This window comes from Kluyvera intermedia (genome assembly GCF_034424175.1).
GTDB lineage: Bacteria > Pseudomonadota > Gammaproteobacteria > Enterobacterales > Enterobacteriaceae > Kluyvera > Kluyvera intermedia.
In genome coordinates, this window is the sequence record NZ_CP139986.1 from 3,481,488 (window position 1) to 3,496,327 (window position 14,840).

The following is a 14,840-nucleotide window of genomic DNA, read 5'->3' on the forward strand; positions in this document are numbered from 1 at the left end:
TTCCGTAGCAAGCCTGCATGACAATCCTTTACCCGGACAGAAAGTGTTCTGATATGTGTGCTCATACTGTGTATATACACAGTCAAGGGAAATATAAGATTGACCAACATCAATGACAATGCATAACGCCGCCTGGCCTCTTTGCAATAGCGCAGGAAAGGCTTAGTGATCGATGTGCACGGTTATGCTATAACAGGCACCTATATGCCGCTAAATTGCGGGCTAAAGCACCATACTAAACGGAACAGGATGCAGAAATGGTTACTTTCCACACTAATCACGGCGATATCGTCATCAAAACGTTCGACGATAAAGCGCCGGAAACAGTTAAAAACTTCCTGGACTACTGCCGCGAAGGTTTCTACAACAACACAATTTTCCACCGTGTTATTAATGGCTTCATGATTCAGGGCGGCGGTTTTGAGCCTGGCATGAACCAGAAAGAAACCAAAGAAGCCATCAAAAACGAAGCGAACAACGGTCTGAAAAACACCCGTGGTACGCTGGCAATGGCGCGTACCCAGGCTCCACACTCAGCGACTGCACAGTTCTTCATCAACGTTGCAGACAACGACTTCCTGAACTTCTCCGGTGAGAACCTGCAGGGCTGGGGTTATTGCGTATTCGCAGAAGTGGTTGAAGGTATGGACGTTGTTGAGAAGATCAAAGGCGTTTCTACTGGCCGTAGCGGTATGCACCAGGACGTTCCAAAAGAAGACGTTATCATTACAAGCGTGACCGTTAGCGAGTAATTGGTGGCGACACTCTTTATTGCAGACCTGCATCTGCAAACAGAAGAACCGGCGATTACCGCCGGTTTTCTGCGTTTTTTACACGGTGAAGCCCGCAGCGCCGATGCGCTGTATATCTTAGGCGACCTGTTTGAAGCCTGGATTGGCGACGACGACCCTAACCCGCTGCACCGTGAAATTGCCTGTGCTATCAAATCATTGGCTGATTCCGGCGTCCCCTGCTACTTCATTCATGGCAACCGGGATTTCCTTATCGGCAAGCGTTTTGCGACCGAAAGCGGCATGCAATTGCTGCCTGAAGAGAAAGTGCTCGATCTCTACGGCCGCCGGGTGCTGATTATGCACGGCGACACGCTTTGCACCGACGACCCCGGTTATCTGGCGTTTCGTGCCAAAGTTCATACGCCGTGGATCCAGAAATTATTCCTGGCCTTACCGCTATTTATCCGCCGCCGCATTGCACAGAAGATGCGTGACGACAGCAAAGCCGCCAACAGCAGTAAGTCGATGGAGATTATGGACGTCAACGCACAGGCCGTAGTTGAGGTCATGGAAAAACATCATGTGCAGTGGCTGATTCATGGGCATACCCATCGCCCGGATACCCATACGCTCGATGCCAACGGCGAAACCGCACATCGTGTGGTACTGGGCGCCTGGCACACGCAAGGCTCGATGGTAAAAGTCAGCGTCGACGACGTCGAACTTATCCCCTTCCCGTTTTAATATCTCCGCCCAATAAGAACATTCTCTCTCTACGCAACCGTTTTCCTTGCCCATTTTACATGTTATTCTCTGTGACCTCTAAGTCGTGTGCAGCACACCCACAGGAGTTTTCAGACGCATGTCTTCGCGCAATAATCCGGTACGTATCGCCATCGTGATGGGGTCCAAAAGCGACTGGGCTACCATGCAGTTCACCGCAGAAATCCTCGATATTCTGAACGTTCCTCACCATGTTGAAGTGGTTTCCGCCCACCGCACCCCCGATAAACTGTTTAGCTTCGCCGAAGAAGCAGAGAGTAACGGTTATCAGGTGATTATTGCCGGTGCCGGTGGTGCTGCGCATTTACCCGGAATGATTGCAGCCAAAACTCTGGTGCCCGTGCTGGGTGTACCGGTACAAAGCGCAGCGTTAAGCGGCGTCGATAGCCTTTACTCCATCGTCCAGATGCCGCGTGGTATTCCGGTTGGCACGCTGGCAATTGGTAAAGCGGGCGCAGCCAACGCCGCCCTGCTCGCCGCACAGATCCTGGCGCAGCACGACACTGAACTGCACCAGCGCCTGCAAGAGTGGCGTCGCGTACAAACGGATGAAGTGCTGGAGAATCCAGACCCACGAGGTGCGGCATGAAGCAGGTCTGCGTATTGGGTAATGGTCAGCTAGGCCGAATGTTACGCCAGGCCGGTGAACCACTGGGTATTGCCGTCTGGCCTGTTGGCCTGGAAGCCGACCCGGCTGCGGTGCCGTTCCAGCAAAGCGTGATTACCGCCGAGATTGAACGCTGGCCGGAAACCGCATTAACCCGCGAGTTAGCGGAGCATAAGGCGTTCGTTAACCGTGACGTCTTCCCGATTATTGCCGACCGTCTGACGCAAAAACAGCTGTTCGATAAGCTCAACCTCGCGACCGCACCGTGGCAGTTGCTGGCGAGCGCCGAAGAGTGGCCTGCGGTCTTTGACCGTCTGGGTGAGCTGGCTATCGTCAAGCGCCGTACTGGCGGCTACGATGGTCGCGGCCAGTGGCGTCTGCGCAAAGACGAAACGGCACAGTTACCGGACGACTGCTACGGCGAGTGTATTGTCGAGCAAGGGATTAACTTCTCTGGCGAAGTCTCGCTGGTCGGCGCACGTGCCCACGATGGCAGCACCGTATTCTATCCGCTGACCCACAACCTGCATCAGGACGGGATTCTGCGCATGAGCGTGGCTTTCCCACAGGCTGATGCCGGGCAGCAAGCGCAGGCAGAAGCGATGCTTTCGGCGATTATGCAGGAGCTGAATTATGTTGGCGTGATGGCGATGGAGTGCTTTGTCACCCCAGCCGGACTGCTGATTAACGAACTGGCACCGCGCGTTCATAACAGCGGTCACTGGACGCAAAACGGAGCGTCAATCAGTCAGTTCGAGCTACATCTGCGCGCGATTACCGACCTGCCGCTGCCACCACCGGTGGTGAATAACCCTTCAGTGATGATTAACCTGATTGGCACCGAGCTGAACTACAATTGGCTAAAACTGCCACTGGTGCACCTACACTGGTACGACAAAGAGGTTCGTGACGGTCGTAAAGTCGGTCACCTGAATCTCAATGACAGCGATACCGGCCGTCTCAGCGCCACGCTGGAAGCGCTGGTTCCTCTCTTGTCTACCGAGTACGCCAGCGGTATTGCCTGGGCGCAAGCGCGTCTGAAATAGGCCATTAATGCCGGGGAAGAAACTTACGCTTCCCCGGCCCCCTCTTCAAAGCGTAAAATCCTGTCATAACCGCAATACCCCCTGTAGATACATAGAAGGATTTCCCCATGAATAATGGGACGGATTACTGCGCGATTCTGCGTGCAGAAACGCCCATCATTGACGTTCGCGCCCCCGTCGAATTTGCGCAAGGCGCGATGCCTGCCGCCGTCAATCTCCCGCTGATGAACGACGAAGAACGTGCCGCCGTCGGTACCTGCTACAAACGCGAAGGGGCAGACGCGGCGCTGGCGTTGGGGCATAAATTGGTTGCCGGCGAGACGCGTCAAAAACGCATTGATGCCTGGCTTGCCGCCTGCAAAGAGGCGCCGCAGGGCTATCTGTGTTGCGCGCGCGGCGGACAGCGCTCGCATATTACGCAGAGCTGGATCAAAGAACACGGTATTGATTACCCGCTGATCGTCGGCGGCTACAAGGCGCTGCGTCAGGCGGCGATCCAGGCCACCGAGATGCTGGTGCGCCATCCGATCGTGTTGATCGGCGGCTGCACTGGCAACGGCAAAACACCGCTGGTGCGCGAACAATCACAGGGGATCGACCTCGAAGGGCTCGCCCACCACCGCGGATCGTCGTTTGGTCGTACGCTGACGCCACAGTTTTCTCAGGCGACCTTTGAAAATCATCTGGCGACTGCGCTGCTGAAAGGCGCGCATCAGCAGGATCAGGTTCGCTGGGTGCTGGAAGATGAAGGCCATATGATCGGCGCTAACCATCTGCCGGAATGCCTGCGCGATCGGATGGCACAGTCACCGATCGCCGTCGTCGAAGATCCGTTTGAGCTGCGCATTGAACGCCTGCGAGAAGAGTATTTCACCCGCATGCATCACGATTTCATCGCCGCCTATGGTGAAGAGCTGGGCTGGCAGGAATACAGCGAGTATCTGCATCATGGGCTGTTTGCGATTCGCCGCCGTTTGGGGCTACAGCGCTTTGCGGAACTGACCGCCACGCTCGATAACGCGCTAGCTCAGCAACAATGCAGCGGCTCTACCGAAGCGCATTTTGCCTGGCTGGTGCCATTATTAAACGAATATTACGATCCGATGTACTGTTATCAGTTAGAGAAGAAAGCGGACAAGATTGTGTTTCGCGGGACGTCAGAAGCCGTGGTCGAGTGGCTGGCAGGCAATCAATTGTAGGTCGGATAAGGCGCGGCATCGCCATGCCTGATGGGCCGTCATGCTTATCGGGCCTAAGCGTACCGTTAAACAAAAAGTAAGGGCGGCAAAAGCCGCCCTTTTTACGATTAGAAATCGTAACGCAGACGGACCAGGTTCATATCACCCAGGTCGTCGGTGCTGGAGGTAAAGACGTGTTCGTAATCAACACGGAAACCATAATCCAGCTGGAAGCTGATACCCACGCCATTGTCGATGCGCTGGTAGTTGCGACCATTCACGTATTCAATACGGTCACCCATGAAGTATGGCTGAACAGATTTAAGCGCATACTGGCCAACCGGGATTTTGTAGCCCGCGAAGTATTCCACACCCCATGCATCGCCCGCGAAATAGTCATTAACAGACGCTTTCTTGGTGGTCATGAAGTTCTGATACCAGCCGCCGCCAACAGAGAAGGTCCAGTTGTCTGGCGTCCAGCTCAATGCGGTACCGACGATGTTTTGATCGTAGGTTTTGCTGTCGTTGTTGTGGGTGGTGTTCATATCAGCACGGGTGTAGTTCCATGCGGTACCCCAGGTCAGGTCGTCGGTGATATGGTAATCCACACCCAGTGAACCGCCGCCTTTACGTTTGTAAAGCAGGCCGTTATTCAGGTTTAGGTCATCGCTGAACAAGTAAGAAGCGTAGAGATCAACATCGCCCACGGTTTTCTTATATTTCAGAGATTTACGGGTACGATAAGAACCATCGTAGTCGCCGTTGATGCCGTTACCTGAAGCCTGACCAATCATGTCATAGTCCCAGATATCGGTTTTCACACCCACAACATCGTAGTAGATGCTGTTTTGTTGACCGAAGGTCAGCGTACCCCAGGTATCACTCTTCAGGCCGGTGTAAAGCATACGACGAGTCGTGTCGTTGGCGCCTTTAGCGTAGTGGTTATCCCAGTCGAATACCGCAGGAATGTTCACACCCAGCTCGTAGTAGCTGACCCAGCTAATATCATCGAACAGGTAGTAATCTGCTGCGAAACGGAAACGGGTGCCGCCGTCAAAACCGTTACGCTTGTAACCGTTTTTACCGTCATTACCGTTCATGTTCTGGAACTGCGGACGAATACTGCCGCCCACGGTGAAGTTCAGACGGCTTAATGGGTTACCAGCCTGAGGATCCTGCTTAAGCAGGGTGATTTCAGCCTGGGATGCGAAAGACGTCAAAGCCACTGCAGCACCGATCGATAACGCCAGTGCTTTCATTTTTATAGTCATTATTTTTCCTTGATAGATTGCGAGCCAACTATCTGGCTGACAAATATTATCGTTTATTAATAAATTCCACCTCGCTGATTTTTAATGAAACGTGCGATTTAGGTTTCCAGATTTACCCAATGGTGCCGTAAAAGAGACAAAGCGATGAAAGGATAGGCAATTTGACGAGACAGCAAAATGTTGCCGGCTTCACTGCGTGACGCCGGGGTGTGTCGTAATAACCCCTGGCGCCATTCCCGGGGTCGGCGTAAACGCCTCACCCGGGCTACAGATTATGCAAAACTAACTGGCGAACTGACGGAACAACGCACGGCCTTTCAGGAGTCGCAGCCCCAGGCCTACTCCGCAAAGCGACAGCAGTAATGCCCCGCACAGCGGCAATGCCACCCACAAACGCCAGTCCGGCGACCATGGGAAATCGAACACTTTGCTTTGTAGCATCGCTAACGCGGTTTCAGCGCCGATTGCCGCCACCAGCCCGGAAATCGCGCCCAATAGCGCAAACTCCGCCAGCAACGTGGCACGCAGCAATGGCTTGCCAGCACCGAGCGTACGATAAACCACCAGTTCCTGATGGCGCTGACGCATGCCAACCTGCACCTGAGCAAGCAGCAGCAACACGCCACAGGCAGTGACAAGAACCACCATCACTTCCAGCGCCCGACTGACCTGCGACAGCACCTGCCCTACCTGTTTCAAAATAGCCCCGATATCCAACAGACTCACCGTTGGAAACTCGCGGTTAAGCTGGGTCAGAAGCGTAGTATCGCGATCCCAGCGGAAACTGGTCAGCCAACTCTGCGGCTGACCGTCCAGCGCGCCGTCCGGGAAGATAAAGAAGAAATTCGGCCGTAGGCTCTCCCAATCCACTTTCCGAATACTGCTCACCTTCGCGCTAAAGTCCTGGGTGTCACCGGTAAAGGTTACGCTATCGCCGAGACCAATATTAAGCCGCTGCGCCAGCCCTTCCTCAATCGACACCTCCCCCGCTTTCGGCGGCCAACTGCCCGCCACCAGTGGATTATGTTCAGGGCGCTGGTTTTGCCAGGTGAGGTTTAGCTCACGGTTGAGCGATTCGTCTTTATTGCCTTCAGTACTCTGGTTATTAATCTGCGTCAGACGAGCGCGGACGATCGGATAGAACGCCGCCGGGATCACCTGATGATCGGCGAGGAAGGTTTTCACCTCACGCACCTGCTCAGGTGCAATGTTGATAAGGAAATAGTTCGGGCTTTCCGGCGGAAGCTGCTGCTGCCAGCGATCCAGGAGATCGCCTCTCAGCACCAGCAGTAGCGCCAGTAGCATAAACGACAGCGAGAAGGCCGCCAGTTGGCTCAACGTTGACCACGGCTGACGGAGCAACCGGTTGACCGCCAGACGCAGGGGCAACGCGCGCAGCGTCAGGCGTTTTAATACCTTCAGCAGCAGCCACCCCACCAGGCCACACAGTACCGCCAGAACCACCGCCCCGGCCAATACCGACCACAGAAGCGGGCTTGCGCCCATCAGCCACGCCAGCAATGCCACCGTCACCGCACTCACCAGCGGCAGATAAATTTTCAGCGGCCAGACGTTGGCGACCATATCCTGGCGCAGTACGCGTAAAGGCTGCGTTGCCAGCAGTAAGCGGTACGGACGCAGCCCCACCAGCATCGAGATCACCGTCATTGACCCCACCGCCCACAGCCACGGCCAGGCGCTGGCGGCAGGAAGCGCTGCCGGTAATACCGGCTTTAACAGCATCAGCAGAATGGACTCAAAAAGCAGCCCCATCGCTCCCCCCGCCAGCGCCGACAGCGCCAGCAGCAGCACCCACTGGCCGATAATCAGTTTGCGCAGCTGCGCGCGTCCAGCCCCCAGCGTTTTCAGGACCGCCACCAGATCGTAACGACTGCGGCAATAATGCCCCATTGCCACCGCGACTGCCGCCACGGCTAAAAGCAGGGTTAACAAGGCGGACAACAATAAAAACTGCTGGGAACGTTGCAGCGATTTGCCCAATGCCCCCTCGTCCTTGTCCGGACTCAGCCAGCGGTGTTCGGGCTTAAGCTGCGGCAACAGCCAGCCTTCATAGCTCGCCAACTGCGGCGGCGTTCCCGCGAACTTGTAGCTCCAGCTCACCCGGCTACCAGGCTGTACCGCACCGGTTTTCGCCACATCTGCCAGGTTCATCATCAAGCGCGGAGCCATTTGGAAGGGGTTAAAGCCGCTGTCCGGCTCCTGTATGACCTCTCCAGCAATCCGTAACGTGGCGTCACCGACGTCAATGTTATCGCCAGTTTTCAAATTCAGCAGCGCCATCAGACGTGGCGCCATCAGCACCGTACCCGCCTGCGGCTTCACGTTGGCAGGTAACGTTTGTAGTTCACCGTACAACGGGTAGCTATCGTCCACGGCATTGACATCCGCCAGTTGTGGGGTATCGCCCGCCCAGGTCATGGTCGAGAAGTTAATCTGTTCGCCGACCGTCAGCCCCAGCGCACGCGCTTTCTCCAGCCACGCATGCGGGACTTCACGTGAACTGCGCAGCGCCCGATCGCCCGCCATATATTCACGACTTTGTTGATTAAGCCCTTTGTCCATACGGTCACTGATGCTGCCCAGCGCCAGCACGCAGGCCACCGCCAGGCTTAACGCCAGCCAGACAATCAGCAGCGATGGCGAGCGCCATTCGCGCCAGAACCAGCGTAAAATCATGCTTCCTCCTGGAGCTGTCCATCAACCAGACGTAGACGGCGGTCGCAGCGTGCAGCCAGTTGTGCATCGTGGGTGACGAGGATAAGCGTAGTGCCATGTTCGCGATTCATAGAAAACAGCAGGTCGGCGATTTTGTCGCCGGTCTGACGGTCAAGATTGCCGGTCGGCTCATCGGCAAATAACAGGTCTGGGCGACCGTTAAAGGCGCGCGCCAGCGCCACGCGCTGCTGTTCGCCGCCGGAAAGTTGCGCCGGAAGATGGTGCAGACGCTTGCCCAGCCCCAGCTGTTCGAGCAGCGCTTTCGCCCCCTGGCGACTCTGACCGTCGCTCTCACCTCTGAGCAATGCGGGCAGCTCAACGTTCTCCTGCGCATTCAGCGTCGGAATCAACATAAAGGATTGAAAGACAAAACCAATATGTTGGGCTCGCAAACGCGCACGTGCCTCTTCGTCCATGTTAGTCAGCGGATGGCCCAACAGTTTCACCTCGCCGCTGCTCCCATCGTCCAGCCCCGCGAGAATTGCCAGCAACGTCGACTTACCGGAACCCGACTCGCCAATTAAAGCAAGGGTTTGCGCCGGTTTGACAATCAGGTTAACTCCGGTAAGGATGGAAAGCTCATGCTCCCCCTGACCGACGGATTTCTTAAGATGATGAACTTCAAGTACGTTTTCCGCTGGCATTTGCCTGTCCTGTTTGTAATTTTGTTAAGCTTTCGCGCCGCGGCGGCGGACACGTTGTTAGTGCTGGGCGACAGCCTTAGCGCCGGCTATCGCATGGCGGGCAACACCGCCTGGCCCGTCTTACTGAACGATAAATGGCAGCCAAAAATCACCGTCGTCAACGCCAGTATCAGTGGCGACACCGCCCAACAGGGGCTGGCTCGCCTGCCGGTACTTCTCAAGCAACACCAGCCACGCTGGGTGTTAGTTGAGCTTGGCGGCAACGACGGCCTGCGCGGTTTTCCACCGCAGCAGATCGAGCAAACACTGCGCACTATTTTGCAACAGCTTAAAGCCGCCGACGTTCAACCGTTATTAATGCAAATTCGTCTGCCCGCAAACTATGGACGCCGCTATAATGAGGCCTTTAGCGCCGTGTATCCGAAGCTTGCCAGCGAGTTCACCGTGCCACTGCTGCCCTTCTTTATGGAAGAGGTCTATCTCAAGCCGCAGTGGATGCAGGATGATGGCATCCATCCCAACCGTGACGCCCAGCCGTTTATTGCTGACTGGATGGCGACACGTCTGGCTCCATTAGTTAATCACGACGCCGGAAAGTAAAGCGGTGTCTTCAGGTAAAGTTATGCAAAAATCGGTCTTAATTACAGGATGTTCCAGCGGGATTGGCCTTGAAAGCGCGCTTGAGTTAAAACGCCAGGGGTTTCACGTGCTGGCCGCCTGCCGCAAACCCGATGATGTTAAACGCATGGACGGCATGGGGCTGACGGGGATTTTACTTGATCTCGACAGCCCGGAGAGCGTTGATAACGCCGCCGAGCAGGTTATTGCCCTGACCCATAATCGCCTGTACGGCCTGTTCAATAACGCCGGATATGGCGTCTATGGTCCGCTGGAGAGCATCAGCCGCGCGCAAATGGTGCAGCAGTTTTCCGCCAACTTTTTTGGCGTCCACCAGCTGACCATGCGCCTGCTGCCTGCCATGGTGCCGCACGGTGAAGGTCGGATTGTGATGACTTCATCGGTGATGGGGTTGATTTCGACGCCGGGCCGGGGCGCTTACGCAGCCAGTAAATACGCGCTGGAAGCGTGGTCTGACGCCCTGCGTATGGAATTGCGCCACTCAGGTGTGAAAGTCAGCCTGATTGAGCCTGGCCCTATTCGCACCCGCTTTACCGACAATGTGAATCAAACCAGCGATAAAGCGGTTGAGAACCCCGGTATCGCCGCACGTTTTACCCTTGGGCCGGATGCGGTAGTGGAAAAAGTGCGCCACGCGTTTATTAGCGATAAGCCTAAACTGCGCTACCCGGTGACATTAGTCACCCATGCCGTTGGCTGGCTCAAACGTCTGCTGCCGGGTCGGTTGATGGACAAAATTCTGCAGGGCTAGGTTGAAGTGCTCACTTTTGCCCTCATCTCGAATACAAACTGACTATAGAGAATGACTTATGTCCGTACAGAATATCGTAAACGTTACAGAAGCTAACCTGCACCAGACTCTGGAGCAATCCGCCTCCATTCCGGTGCTGTTCTATTTCTGGTCTGAACGTAGCCAGCATTGTCTGGAATTAACCCCGGTGCTGGAAAGCCTGGCCGCGCAGTACAACGGTCAGTTCATTCTGGCAAAAGTTGACTGCGACGCTGAGCAGATGGTGGCCTCCCAGTTCGGCCTGCGCGCCATCCCAACCGTCTATCTGTTCCAGAACGGCCAGCCGGTCGATGGTTTCCAGGGGCCGCAGCCGGAAGAAGCCATTCGCGCGCTGCTGGAAAAAGTGTTGCCGCGTGAAGAAGAGTTGAAAGCGCAGCAAGCGCTGGCCCTGATTCAGGAAGGCAATCACGCCGAAGCGCTGCCGCTGCTCAAAGACGCCTGGCAGATCTCCGGTCAGGACAGCCAGATTGGTCTGCTGCTGGCAGAGACGCAAATTGTACTGAATCGTTCAGAAGACGCCGAAGCGGTGCTGAAAACTATTCCGTTGCAGGATCAGGACACCCGCTATCAGGGCCTGCTGGCGCAGATTGAACTGCTGAAACAGGCGGCAGATACGCCGGAAATTCAGCTGCTGCAACAGCAGGTAGAACAGAATCCGGATGATGCAGAACTGGCGTCTAAGCTGGCGTTGCAGTTGCATCAGGTGGGCCGCAATGAAGAAGCGCTGGAACTGCTGTTCAGCCACCTGCGTAAAGATTTGGGCGCGGCTGACGGCCAGGCGCGCAAAATGTTGCAGGAGATTCTGGCAGCGCTTGGTACGGGGGATGCGCTGGCATCTAAGTATCGTCGTCTGCTTTATTCGCTGCTGTACTAACGGTGCCATCCCGGCGGCGCTGCGCTTGGCCGGGCTACTTTCGTGCATATTTGTAGCCCGGCCAAGCGCAGCGCCGCCGGGAATTTTTCATGCACTCTTCTTCAACTGCGTCACCACTAATTGATGCCGAGTGTTGTAAAACTTCCGATAGGTCAGGTAGCAGGCAATTATTGTTGACAGGCTGGCGGTCGACAGCAACATAAATGTTACCATTATCTGATACTTAATCGCTTTTACCGGGTCAATACCGGCAAAAATCAGCCCCGACATCATCCCCGGTAAACTCACTAGCCCAACGGTTTTCGCCGAATCCACGGTCGGAATAAGCGATGCACGAATACTTTCACGAATAATCCGTGCGGAGGCCATTTTCGGCGTTGCCCCCAGGCTTAGCTTCTCCTGAATCTGCTGCTGTTCGGCGCTAAAACGCTGGCCCAGATTGTTGTAGCACAGCCCCACGGCAATCATCGCGTTACCGGCAATCATCCCGGAAATAGGGATAACCTGCATCGGCACGAAAGCAATCGAGCCAGAAAACACCAGTACCGCCAACGTCAAACCCGCGCCTGCAGTGATCGCGATAAACGATGAAATAAAGGCATTACCGATATATTTACTGCGCTTTTGCGCGTTGTAGGCAGCGTTAAAGCAGATAAACAGCACCATACACAGCGTGAGCACCGCGTGGTTGACGTTGAAGATATACTTCAGCACGTAACCGACAATCACCAGTTGCACTACCGCCCGGCAAATACTCCAGATAATGTCTTTTTCGAGCGCCAGTTTTTCCCGATAGCTCACCAGCACGGCTATCAGCACCAGCACCATCGACAGGGCTAGAGATTCGTTAGTAATGATATGATCATTCATGATGTGCCTCCCGCACGCTTGCATGGTGGGATGGCAGCATTATCACTTCATCCGCATGGCTAATTTCATCTTTATCGTGCGTCACCCACAATACCGCCACCTGCTTATCACGCACGTAGCGATGAATAATGTCGTTCACGTTCTTTTTATTTTGCTCGTCCAGCGCACTGGTAATCTCATCCAGCAATAGCACTTGGGGCAGAAATTGCAGATTGCGAATTAACGATATCCGCTGTTTCTCCCCGCCAGAGAGTTCGTTAATTGACTTAGATAACGTCTCTTCCGGCAGACCGAAACGGGTCAGTTGTGTGAGAAAACGGTCTGGTTCCGGGTGCTGGTGGCGAATTTGCCAGGGGAAAATCAGATTGTCATAAACCGTATCGCCAAACAGCGCGGGGGTTTGCGCGCAGTATGATACCTGCTGGCGATAGGTTTCCGGAGCGAGCGTGTTGATGTCTTTGCCATCAAAGAGGATTTGCCCGGCACTCGGTGAAAGCAGCGAGGCCACTATCTTTAATAACGTGCTTTTGCCACAACCTGAAGGGCCGGTAATCAGCTTAAACTCGCCAGGGGCGATGCTAAGATTAACCTCTTTAAGAATTGTATTCCCACCAATATCAAAGCTCACATTCTGGAGCTGTAAAATCGCGTTATTATCCTTCATGGCCTTCCATTGTCCTGATTCGTACTTTTAGTCCCCTAGTGTAACGCCAATTAATTTCGGGGGGCGAATTTCACCGCCATAGCCGATATACTTGTTCACGTTACGGACAGTTAAACAGGAGGTTTTATGCTGGTATTTATCCCTATTCTTATCTTTGTGGCCCTGGTTGTTGTCGCCGCAGGCGTCAAAATCGTGCCACAAGGCTATCAATGGACGGTTGAACGTTTTGGGCGTTACACCAAATCACTGCACCCGGGTTTAAGCCTGGTGGTACCTTTCATGGACCGTATTGGTCGCAAGATCAATATGATGGAACAAGTTCTCGATATCCCTTCTCAGGAAGTTATCTCCAAAGACAACGCCAACGTTTCCATTGATGCCGTCTGCTTTATTCAGGTGATTGATGCGCCTAAAGCGGCGTATGAAGTCAGCAACCTTGAGCTGGCGATTATCAACCTGACGATGACCAACATTCGTACGGTGCTCGGTTCAATGGAACTCGACGAAATGCTCTCCCAGCGCGATAACATCAATACGCGCCTGCTGCATATTGTTGATGAAGCCACCAATCCCTGGGGCATCAAAATCACCCGTATTGAAATTCGCGACGTGCGTCCACCGGCAGAGCTTATTGATGCCATGAACGCGCAGATGAAAGCGGAACGTACCAAACGTGCTTACATACTGGAAGCCGAAGGGATCCGTCAGGCGCAAATCGTCAAAGCGGAAGGTGAGAAACAGGCGCAAATACTGACTGCGGAAGGCGAGCGTCAGTCGGCATTCCTGCAAGCAGAAGCGCGTGAACGTTCTGCCGAAGCGGAAGCTCAGGCCACCAAAATGGTTTCTGAGGCCATTGCCGCCGGTGACATCCAGGCGATCAACTACTTCGTTGCCCAGAAATATACCGACGCACTGCAGCAAATTGGTTCTGCCAATAACAGTAAAGTGGTGATGATGCCGCTGGATGCCAGCAGTCTGATGGGCTCCATTGCCGGGATCGCCGAGCTGATTAAAGACAGCGCAAGCGAGCGGAAATCATAATGATTGCCCTCATTATGGCGCACCCTCACCTCTTCTGGTTAAGCCTTGGCGGTCTGCTGCTGGCGGCTGAAATGCTCGGGGGCAGCGGCTATTTGCTGTGGAGCGGCGTGGCTGCAGCAGTCACCGGGTTACTGACCTGGGTGCTGCCGATTGGCTGGGAGTGGCAGGGAACGCTATTTGCCGTGCTCACGCTGCTGGCAGCCTGGCTATGGTGGAAATGGCTAAGTCTGCGGAGCGGTCGTCAACGCCCCGCAGAAAACCAGCTCAACCAGCGCGGTCAGCAACTGCTGGGACAACGCTTCACCCTCGACAACACGCTGGTCAACGGACGCGGCCACATGCGCGTGGGCGACAGTTCGTGGCCGGTTGTGGCAGAGGACGATCTGCCTTCAGGCAGCAAAGTTGAAGTGATTGCGGTAGAAGGGATTGTCTTACGTATCAGACTCACCCCTTCGCGTTAAGTCTCAGGCCTGGGCTTTACGGTGGCAGCAGCCGGACAGATTATCAATAATCGGGCATTCGGCGCTGTCATCGCCCGGGCATGATGCCGCAAGCGTTAAGAGCTGATCGCGCATCACCTGTAAATCGCTGATATGGCGTTCAATATCGGCTACTTTTTGTAGCGTATAGGCTTTAACATCTGCGCTATGCCGTTTTGGGTTATTAAACAGATTCACCAGCTCGCCACATTCTTCCAGATTAAACCCCACCTGTCGCGCCTGGCGCAGTAGCGTAAACTCATCAAGGTGCTTTTGCGTATAGCTACGGTAGCCGTTCTCGCTGCGCAGCGGTGGCGTCACCAGCCCTTTCTCTTCATAAAAGCGAATGGCTTTGCTGGTTAAGCCGGTTTTTTTAGCAACATCACTGATATTCACTTTTCCCCCTTGACCTTCCCCTTGCTGGAAGGTTTAACCTTCATAACTGTAGACCAAAAGAGATTATTGGTCATTCATTATTGAGGAA

The 14,840-nt window shown here is 54.6% G+C and carries 16 protein-coding genes; 10 read left to right on the forward strand and 6 right to left on the reverse strand.

Going from position 1 to position 14,840, the window contains the following annotated elements; all coding sequences use genetic code 11:
• The first annotated feature begins 257 nt into the window (after window positions 1-257).
• From ppiB to mnmH, 5 genes are all read left to right on the forward strand, one after another.
• Window positions 258-752, forward strand: coding sequence for a peptidylprolyl isomerase B (gene ppiB, locus U0026_RS16955; RefSeq protein WP_062776957.1), 495 nt, complete (start codon window positions 258-260; stop codon window positions 750-752).
• Between the two features lie 3 nt (window positions 753-755).
• On the forward strand, window positions 756-1,478 hold the full coding sequence (lpxH, locus tag U0026_RS16960) for a UDP-2,3-diacylglucosamine diphosphatase (protein WP_062777158.1): 723 nt from the start codon (window positions 756-758) through the stop codon (window positions 1,476-1,478).
• A gap of 118 nt (window positions 1,479-1,596) precedes the next feature.
• Window positions 1,597-2,106 (forward strand): 5-(carboxyamino)imidazole ribonucleotide mutase, encoded by a 510-nt coding sequence (purE, locus tag U0026_RS16965; RefSeq protein WP_062776955.1) that lies wholly within the window; start codon window positions 1,597-1,599, stop codon window positions 2,104-2,106.
• Entirely contained in the window at window positions 2,103-3,170 is a 1,068-nt protein-coding gene (gene purK, locus U0026_RS16970; protein WP_062776953.1) for a 5-(carboxyamino)imidazole ribonucleotide synthase, read from the forward strand. Before purE ends, purK begins: the two co-directional genes overlap by 4 nt.
• 107 nt (window positions 3,171-3,277) lie before the next feature.
• The gene (gene mnmH, locus U0026_RS16975; RefSeq protein WP_062776951.1) at window positions 3,278-4,369 is read left to right on the forward strand and encodes a tRNA 2-selenouridine(34) synthase MnmH; all 1,092 of its coding nucleotides are present in this window, start codon (window positions 3,278-3,280) and stop codon (window positions 4,367-4,369) included.
• A 107-nt stretch (window positions 4,370-4,476) separates the two neighbouring features.
• Here mnmH and U0026_RS16980 read toward each other — a convergent pair whose 3' ends face one another.
• The 3 genes from U0026_RS16980 to ybbA all read right to left on the reverse strand — a co-directional run bounded on the left by U0026_RS16980 (window position 4,477) and on the right by ybbA (window position 8,999).
• Window positions 4,477-5,619: a porin gene (locus U0026_RS16980; RefSeq protein ID WP_062776949.1), complete on the reverse strand. Its 1,143-nt coding sequence runs from the start codon at window positions 5,617-5,619 to the stop codon at window positions 4,477-4,479.
• Between the two features lie 282 nt (window positions 5,620-5,901).
• Entirely contained in the window at window positions 5,902-8,316 is a 2,415-nt protein-coding gene (gene ybbP / locus U0026_RS16985; RefSeq protein ID WP_062776947.1) for a putative ABC transporter permease subunit YbbP, read from the reverse strand.
• Window positions 8,313-8,999, reverse strand: a complete 687-nt coding sequence (gene ybbA, locus U0026_RS16990) for a putative ABC transporter ATP-binding protein YbbA (protein WP_062776945.1) — start codon at window positions 8,997-8,999, stop codon at window positions 8,313-8,315. The genes ybbP and ybbA overlap by 4 nt, the downstream gene beginning before the upstream one ends.
• Between ybbA and tesA the strand changes: the two genes are divergently transcribed.
• Genes tesA through U0026_RS17005 form a run of 3 tightly spaced genes read left to right on the forward strand, consistent with a single transcriptional unit; the run spans window position 8,967 to window position 11,302 of the window.
• Window positions 8,967-9,599, forward strand: coding sequence for a multifunctional acyl-CoA thioesterase I/protease I/lysophospholipase L1 (gene tesA, locus U0026_RS16995; RefSeq protein WP_126440827.1), 633 nt, complete (start codon window positions 8,967-8,969; stop codon window positions 9,597-9,599). The genes ybbA and tesA overlap by 33 nt on opposite strands.
• Before the next feature lie 22 nt (window positions 9,600-9,621).
• Window positions 9,622-10,389, forward strand: a complete 768-nt coding sequence (locus U0026_RS17000) for an SDR family oxidoreductase (RefSeq protein WP_062776942.1) — start codon at window positions 9,622-9,624, stop codon at window positions 10,387-10,389.
• 58 nt (window positions 10,390-10,447) lie between these two features.
• Window positions 10,448-11,302: a thioredoxin family protein gene (locus U0026_RS17005; protein ID WP_062776940.1), complete on the forward strand. Its 855-nt coding sequence runs from the start codon at window positions 10,448-10,450 to the stop codon at window positions 11,300-11,302.
• A gap of 87 nt (window positions 11,303-11,389) precedes the next feature.
• Here the strand turns inward: U0026_RS17005 and fetB are convergent, their stop codons facing one another.
• Window positions 11,390-12,172, reverse strand: coding sequence for an iron efflux ABC transporter permease subunit FetB (gene fetB, locus U0026_RS17010; protein WP_062773771.1), 783 nt, complete (start codon window positions 12,170-12,172; stop codon window positions 11,390-11,392).
• The gene (fetA, locus tag U0026_RS17015; protein ID WP_062773773.1) at window positions 12,165-12,836 is read right to left on the reverse strand and encodes an iron efflux ABC transporter ATP-binding subunit FetA; all 672 of its coding nucleotides are present in this window, start codon (window positions 12,834-12,836) and stop codon (window positions 12,165-12,167) included. The genes fetB and fetA overlap by 8 nt, the downstream gene beginning before the upstream one ends.
• Window positions 12,837-12,962: 126 nt before the next feature.
• On the opposite strand from fetA, the gene U0026_RS17020 reads away from it, so the two are divergent.
• Both U0026_RS17020 and U0026_RS17025 read left to right on the forward strand, forming a co-directional pair.
• Window positions 12,963-13,877, forward strand: coding sequence for an SPFH domain-containing protein (locus tag U0026_RS17020; RefSeq protein ID WP_062773775.1), 915 nt, complete (start codon window positions 12,963-12,965; stop codon window positions 13,875-13,877).
• Complete coding sequence (locus U0026_RS17025) at window positions 13,877-14,338, forward strand: NfeD family protein (protein WP_062773777.1); 462 nt, start codon at window positions 13,877-13,879, stop codon at window positions 14,336-14,338. The genes U0026_RS17020 and U0026_RS17025 overlap by 1 nt, the downstream gene beginning before the upstream one ends.
• Window positions 14,339-14,341: 3 nt before the next feature.
• On the opposite strand, the gene cueR is transcribed toward U0026_RS17025, so the two are convergent.
• A complete protein-coding gene (gene cueR / locus U0026_RS17030; RefSeq protein WP_062773779.1) occupies window positions 14,342-14,752 on the reverse strand; it encodes a Cu(I)-responsive transcriptional regulator in 411 nt (136 codons plus the stop codon).
• Window positions 14,753-14,840 lie beyond the last annotated feature (88 nt).

What these genes read in the sequence shown, in the direction of transcription:
- ppiB (WP_062776957.1), top strand. Translation starts at nt 258, where the DNA reads ATGGTTACTTTCCACACTAATCACGGCGATATCGTCATCAAAACGTTC.
- purE (WP_062776955.1), top strand. Translation starts at nt 1,597, where the DNA reads ATGTCTTCGCGCAATAATCCGGTACGTATCGCCATCGTGATGGGGTCC.
- purK (WP_062776953.1), top strand. Translation starts at nt 2,103, where the DNA reads ATGAAGCAGGTCTGCGTATTGGGTAATGGTCAGCTAGGCCGAATGTTA.
- mnmH (WP_062776951.1), top strand. Translation starts at nt 3,278, where the DNA reads ATGAATAATGGGACGGATTACTGCGCGATTCTGCGTGCAGAAACGCCC.
- U0026_RS16980 (WP_062776949.1), bottom strand. Translation starts at nt 5,619, where the DNA reads ATGACTATAAAAATGAAAGCACTGGCGTTATCGATCGGTGCTGCAGTG.
- ybbP (WP_062776947.1), bottom strand. Translation starts at nt 8,316, where the DNA reads ATGATTTTACGCTGGTTCTGGCGCGAATGGCGCTCGCCATCGCTGCTG.
- tesA (WP_126440827.1), top strand. Translation starts at nt 8,967, where the DNA reads ATGATGAACTTCAAGTACGTTTTCCGCTGGCATTTGCCTGTCCTGTTT.
- ybbA (WP_062776945.1), bottom strand. Translation starts at nt 8,999, where the DNA reads ATGCCAGCGGAAAACGTACTTGAAGTTCATCATCTTAAGAAATCCGTC.
- U0026_RS17000 (WP_062776942.1), top strand. Translation starts at nt 9,622, where the DNA reads ATGCAAAAATCGGTCTTAATTACAGGATGTTCCAGCGGGATTGGCCTT.
- U0026_RS17005 (WP_062776940.1), top strand. Translation starts at nt 10,448, where the DNA reads ATGTCCGTACAGAATATCGTAAACGTTACAGAAGCTAACCTGCACCAG.
- fetB (WP_062773771.1), bottom strand. Translation starts at nt 12,172, where the DNA reads ATGAATGATCATATCATTACTAACGAATCTCTAGCCCTGTCGATGGTG.
- fetA (WP_062773773.1), bottom strand. Translation starts at nt 12,836, where the DNA reads ATGAAGGATAATAACGCGATTTTACAGCTCCAGAATGTGAGCTTTGAT.
- U0026_RS17020 (WP_062773775.1), top strand. Translation starts at nt 12,963, where the DNA reads ATGCTGGTATTTATCCCTATTCTTATCTTTGTGGCCCTGGTTGTTGTC.
- U0026_RS17025 (WP_062773777.1), top strand. Translation starts at nt 13,877, where the DNA reads ATGATTGCCCTCATTATGGCGCACCCTCACCTCTTCTGGTTAAGCCTT.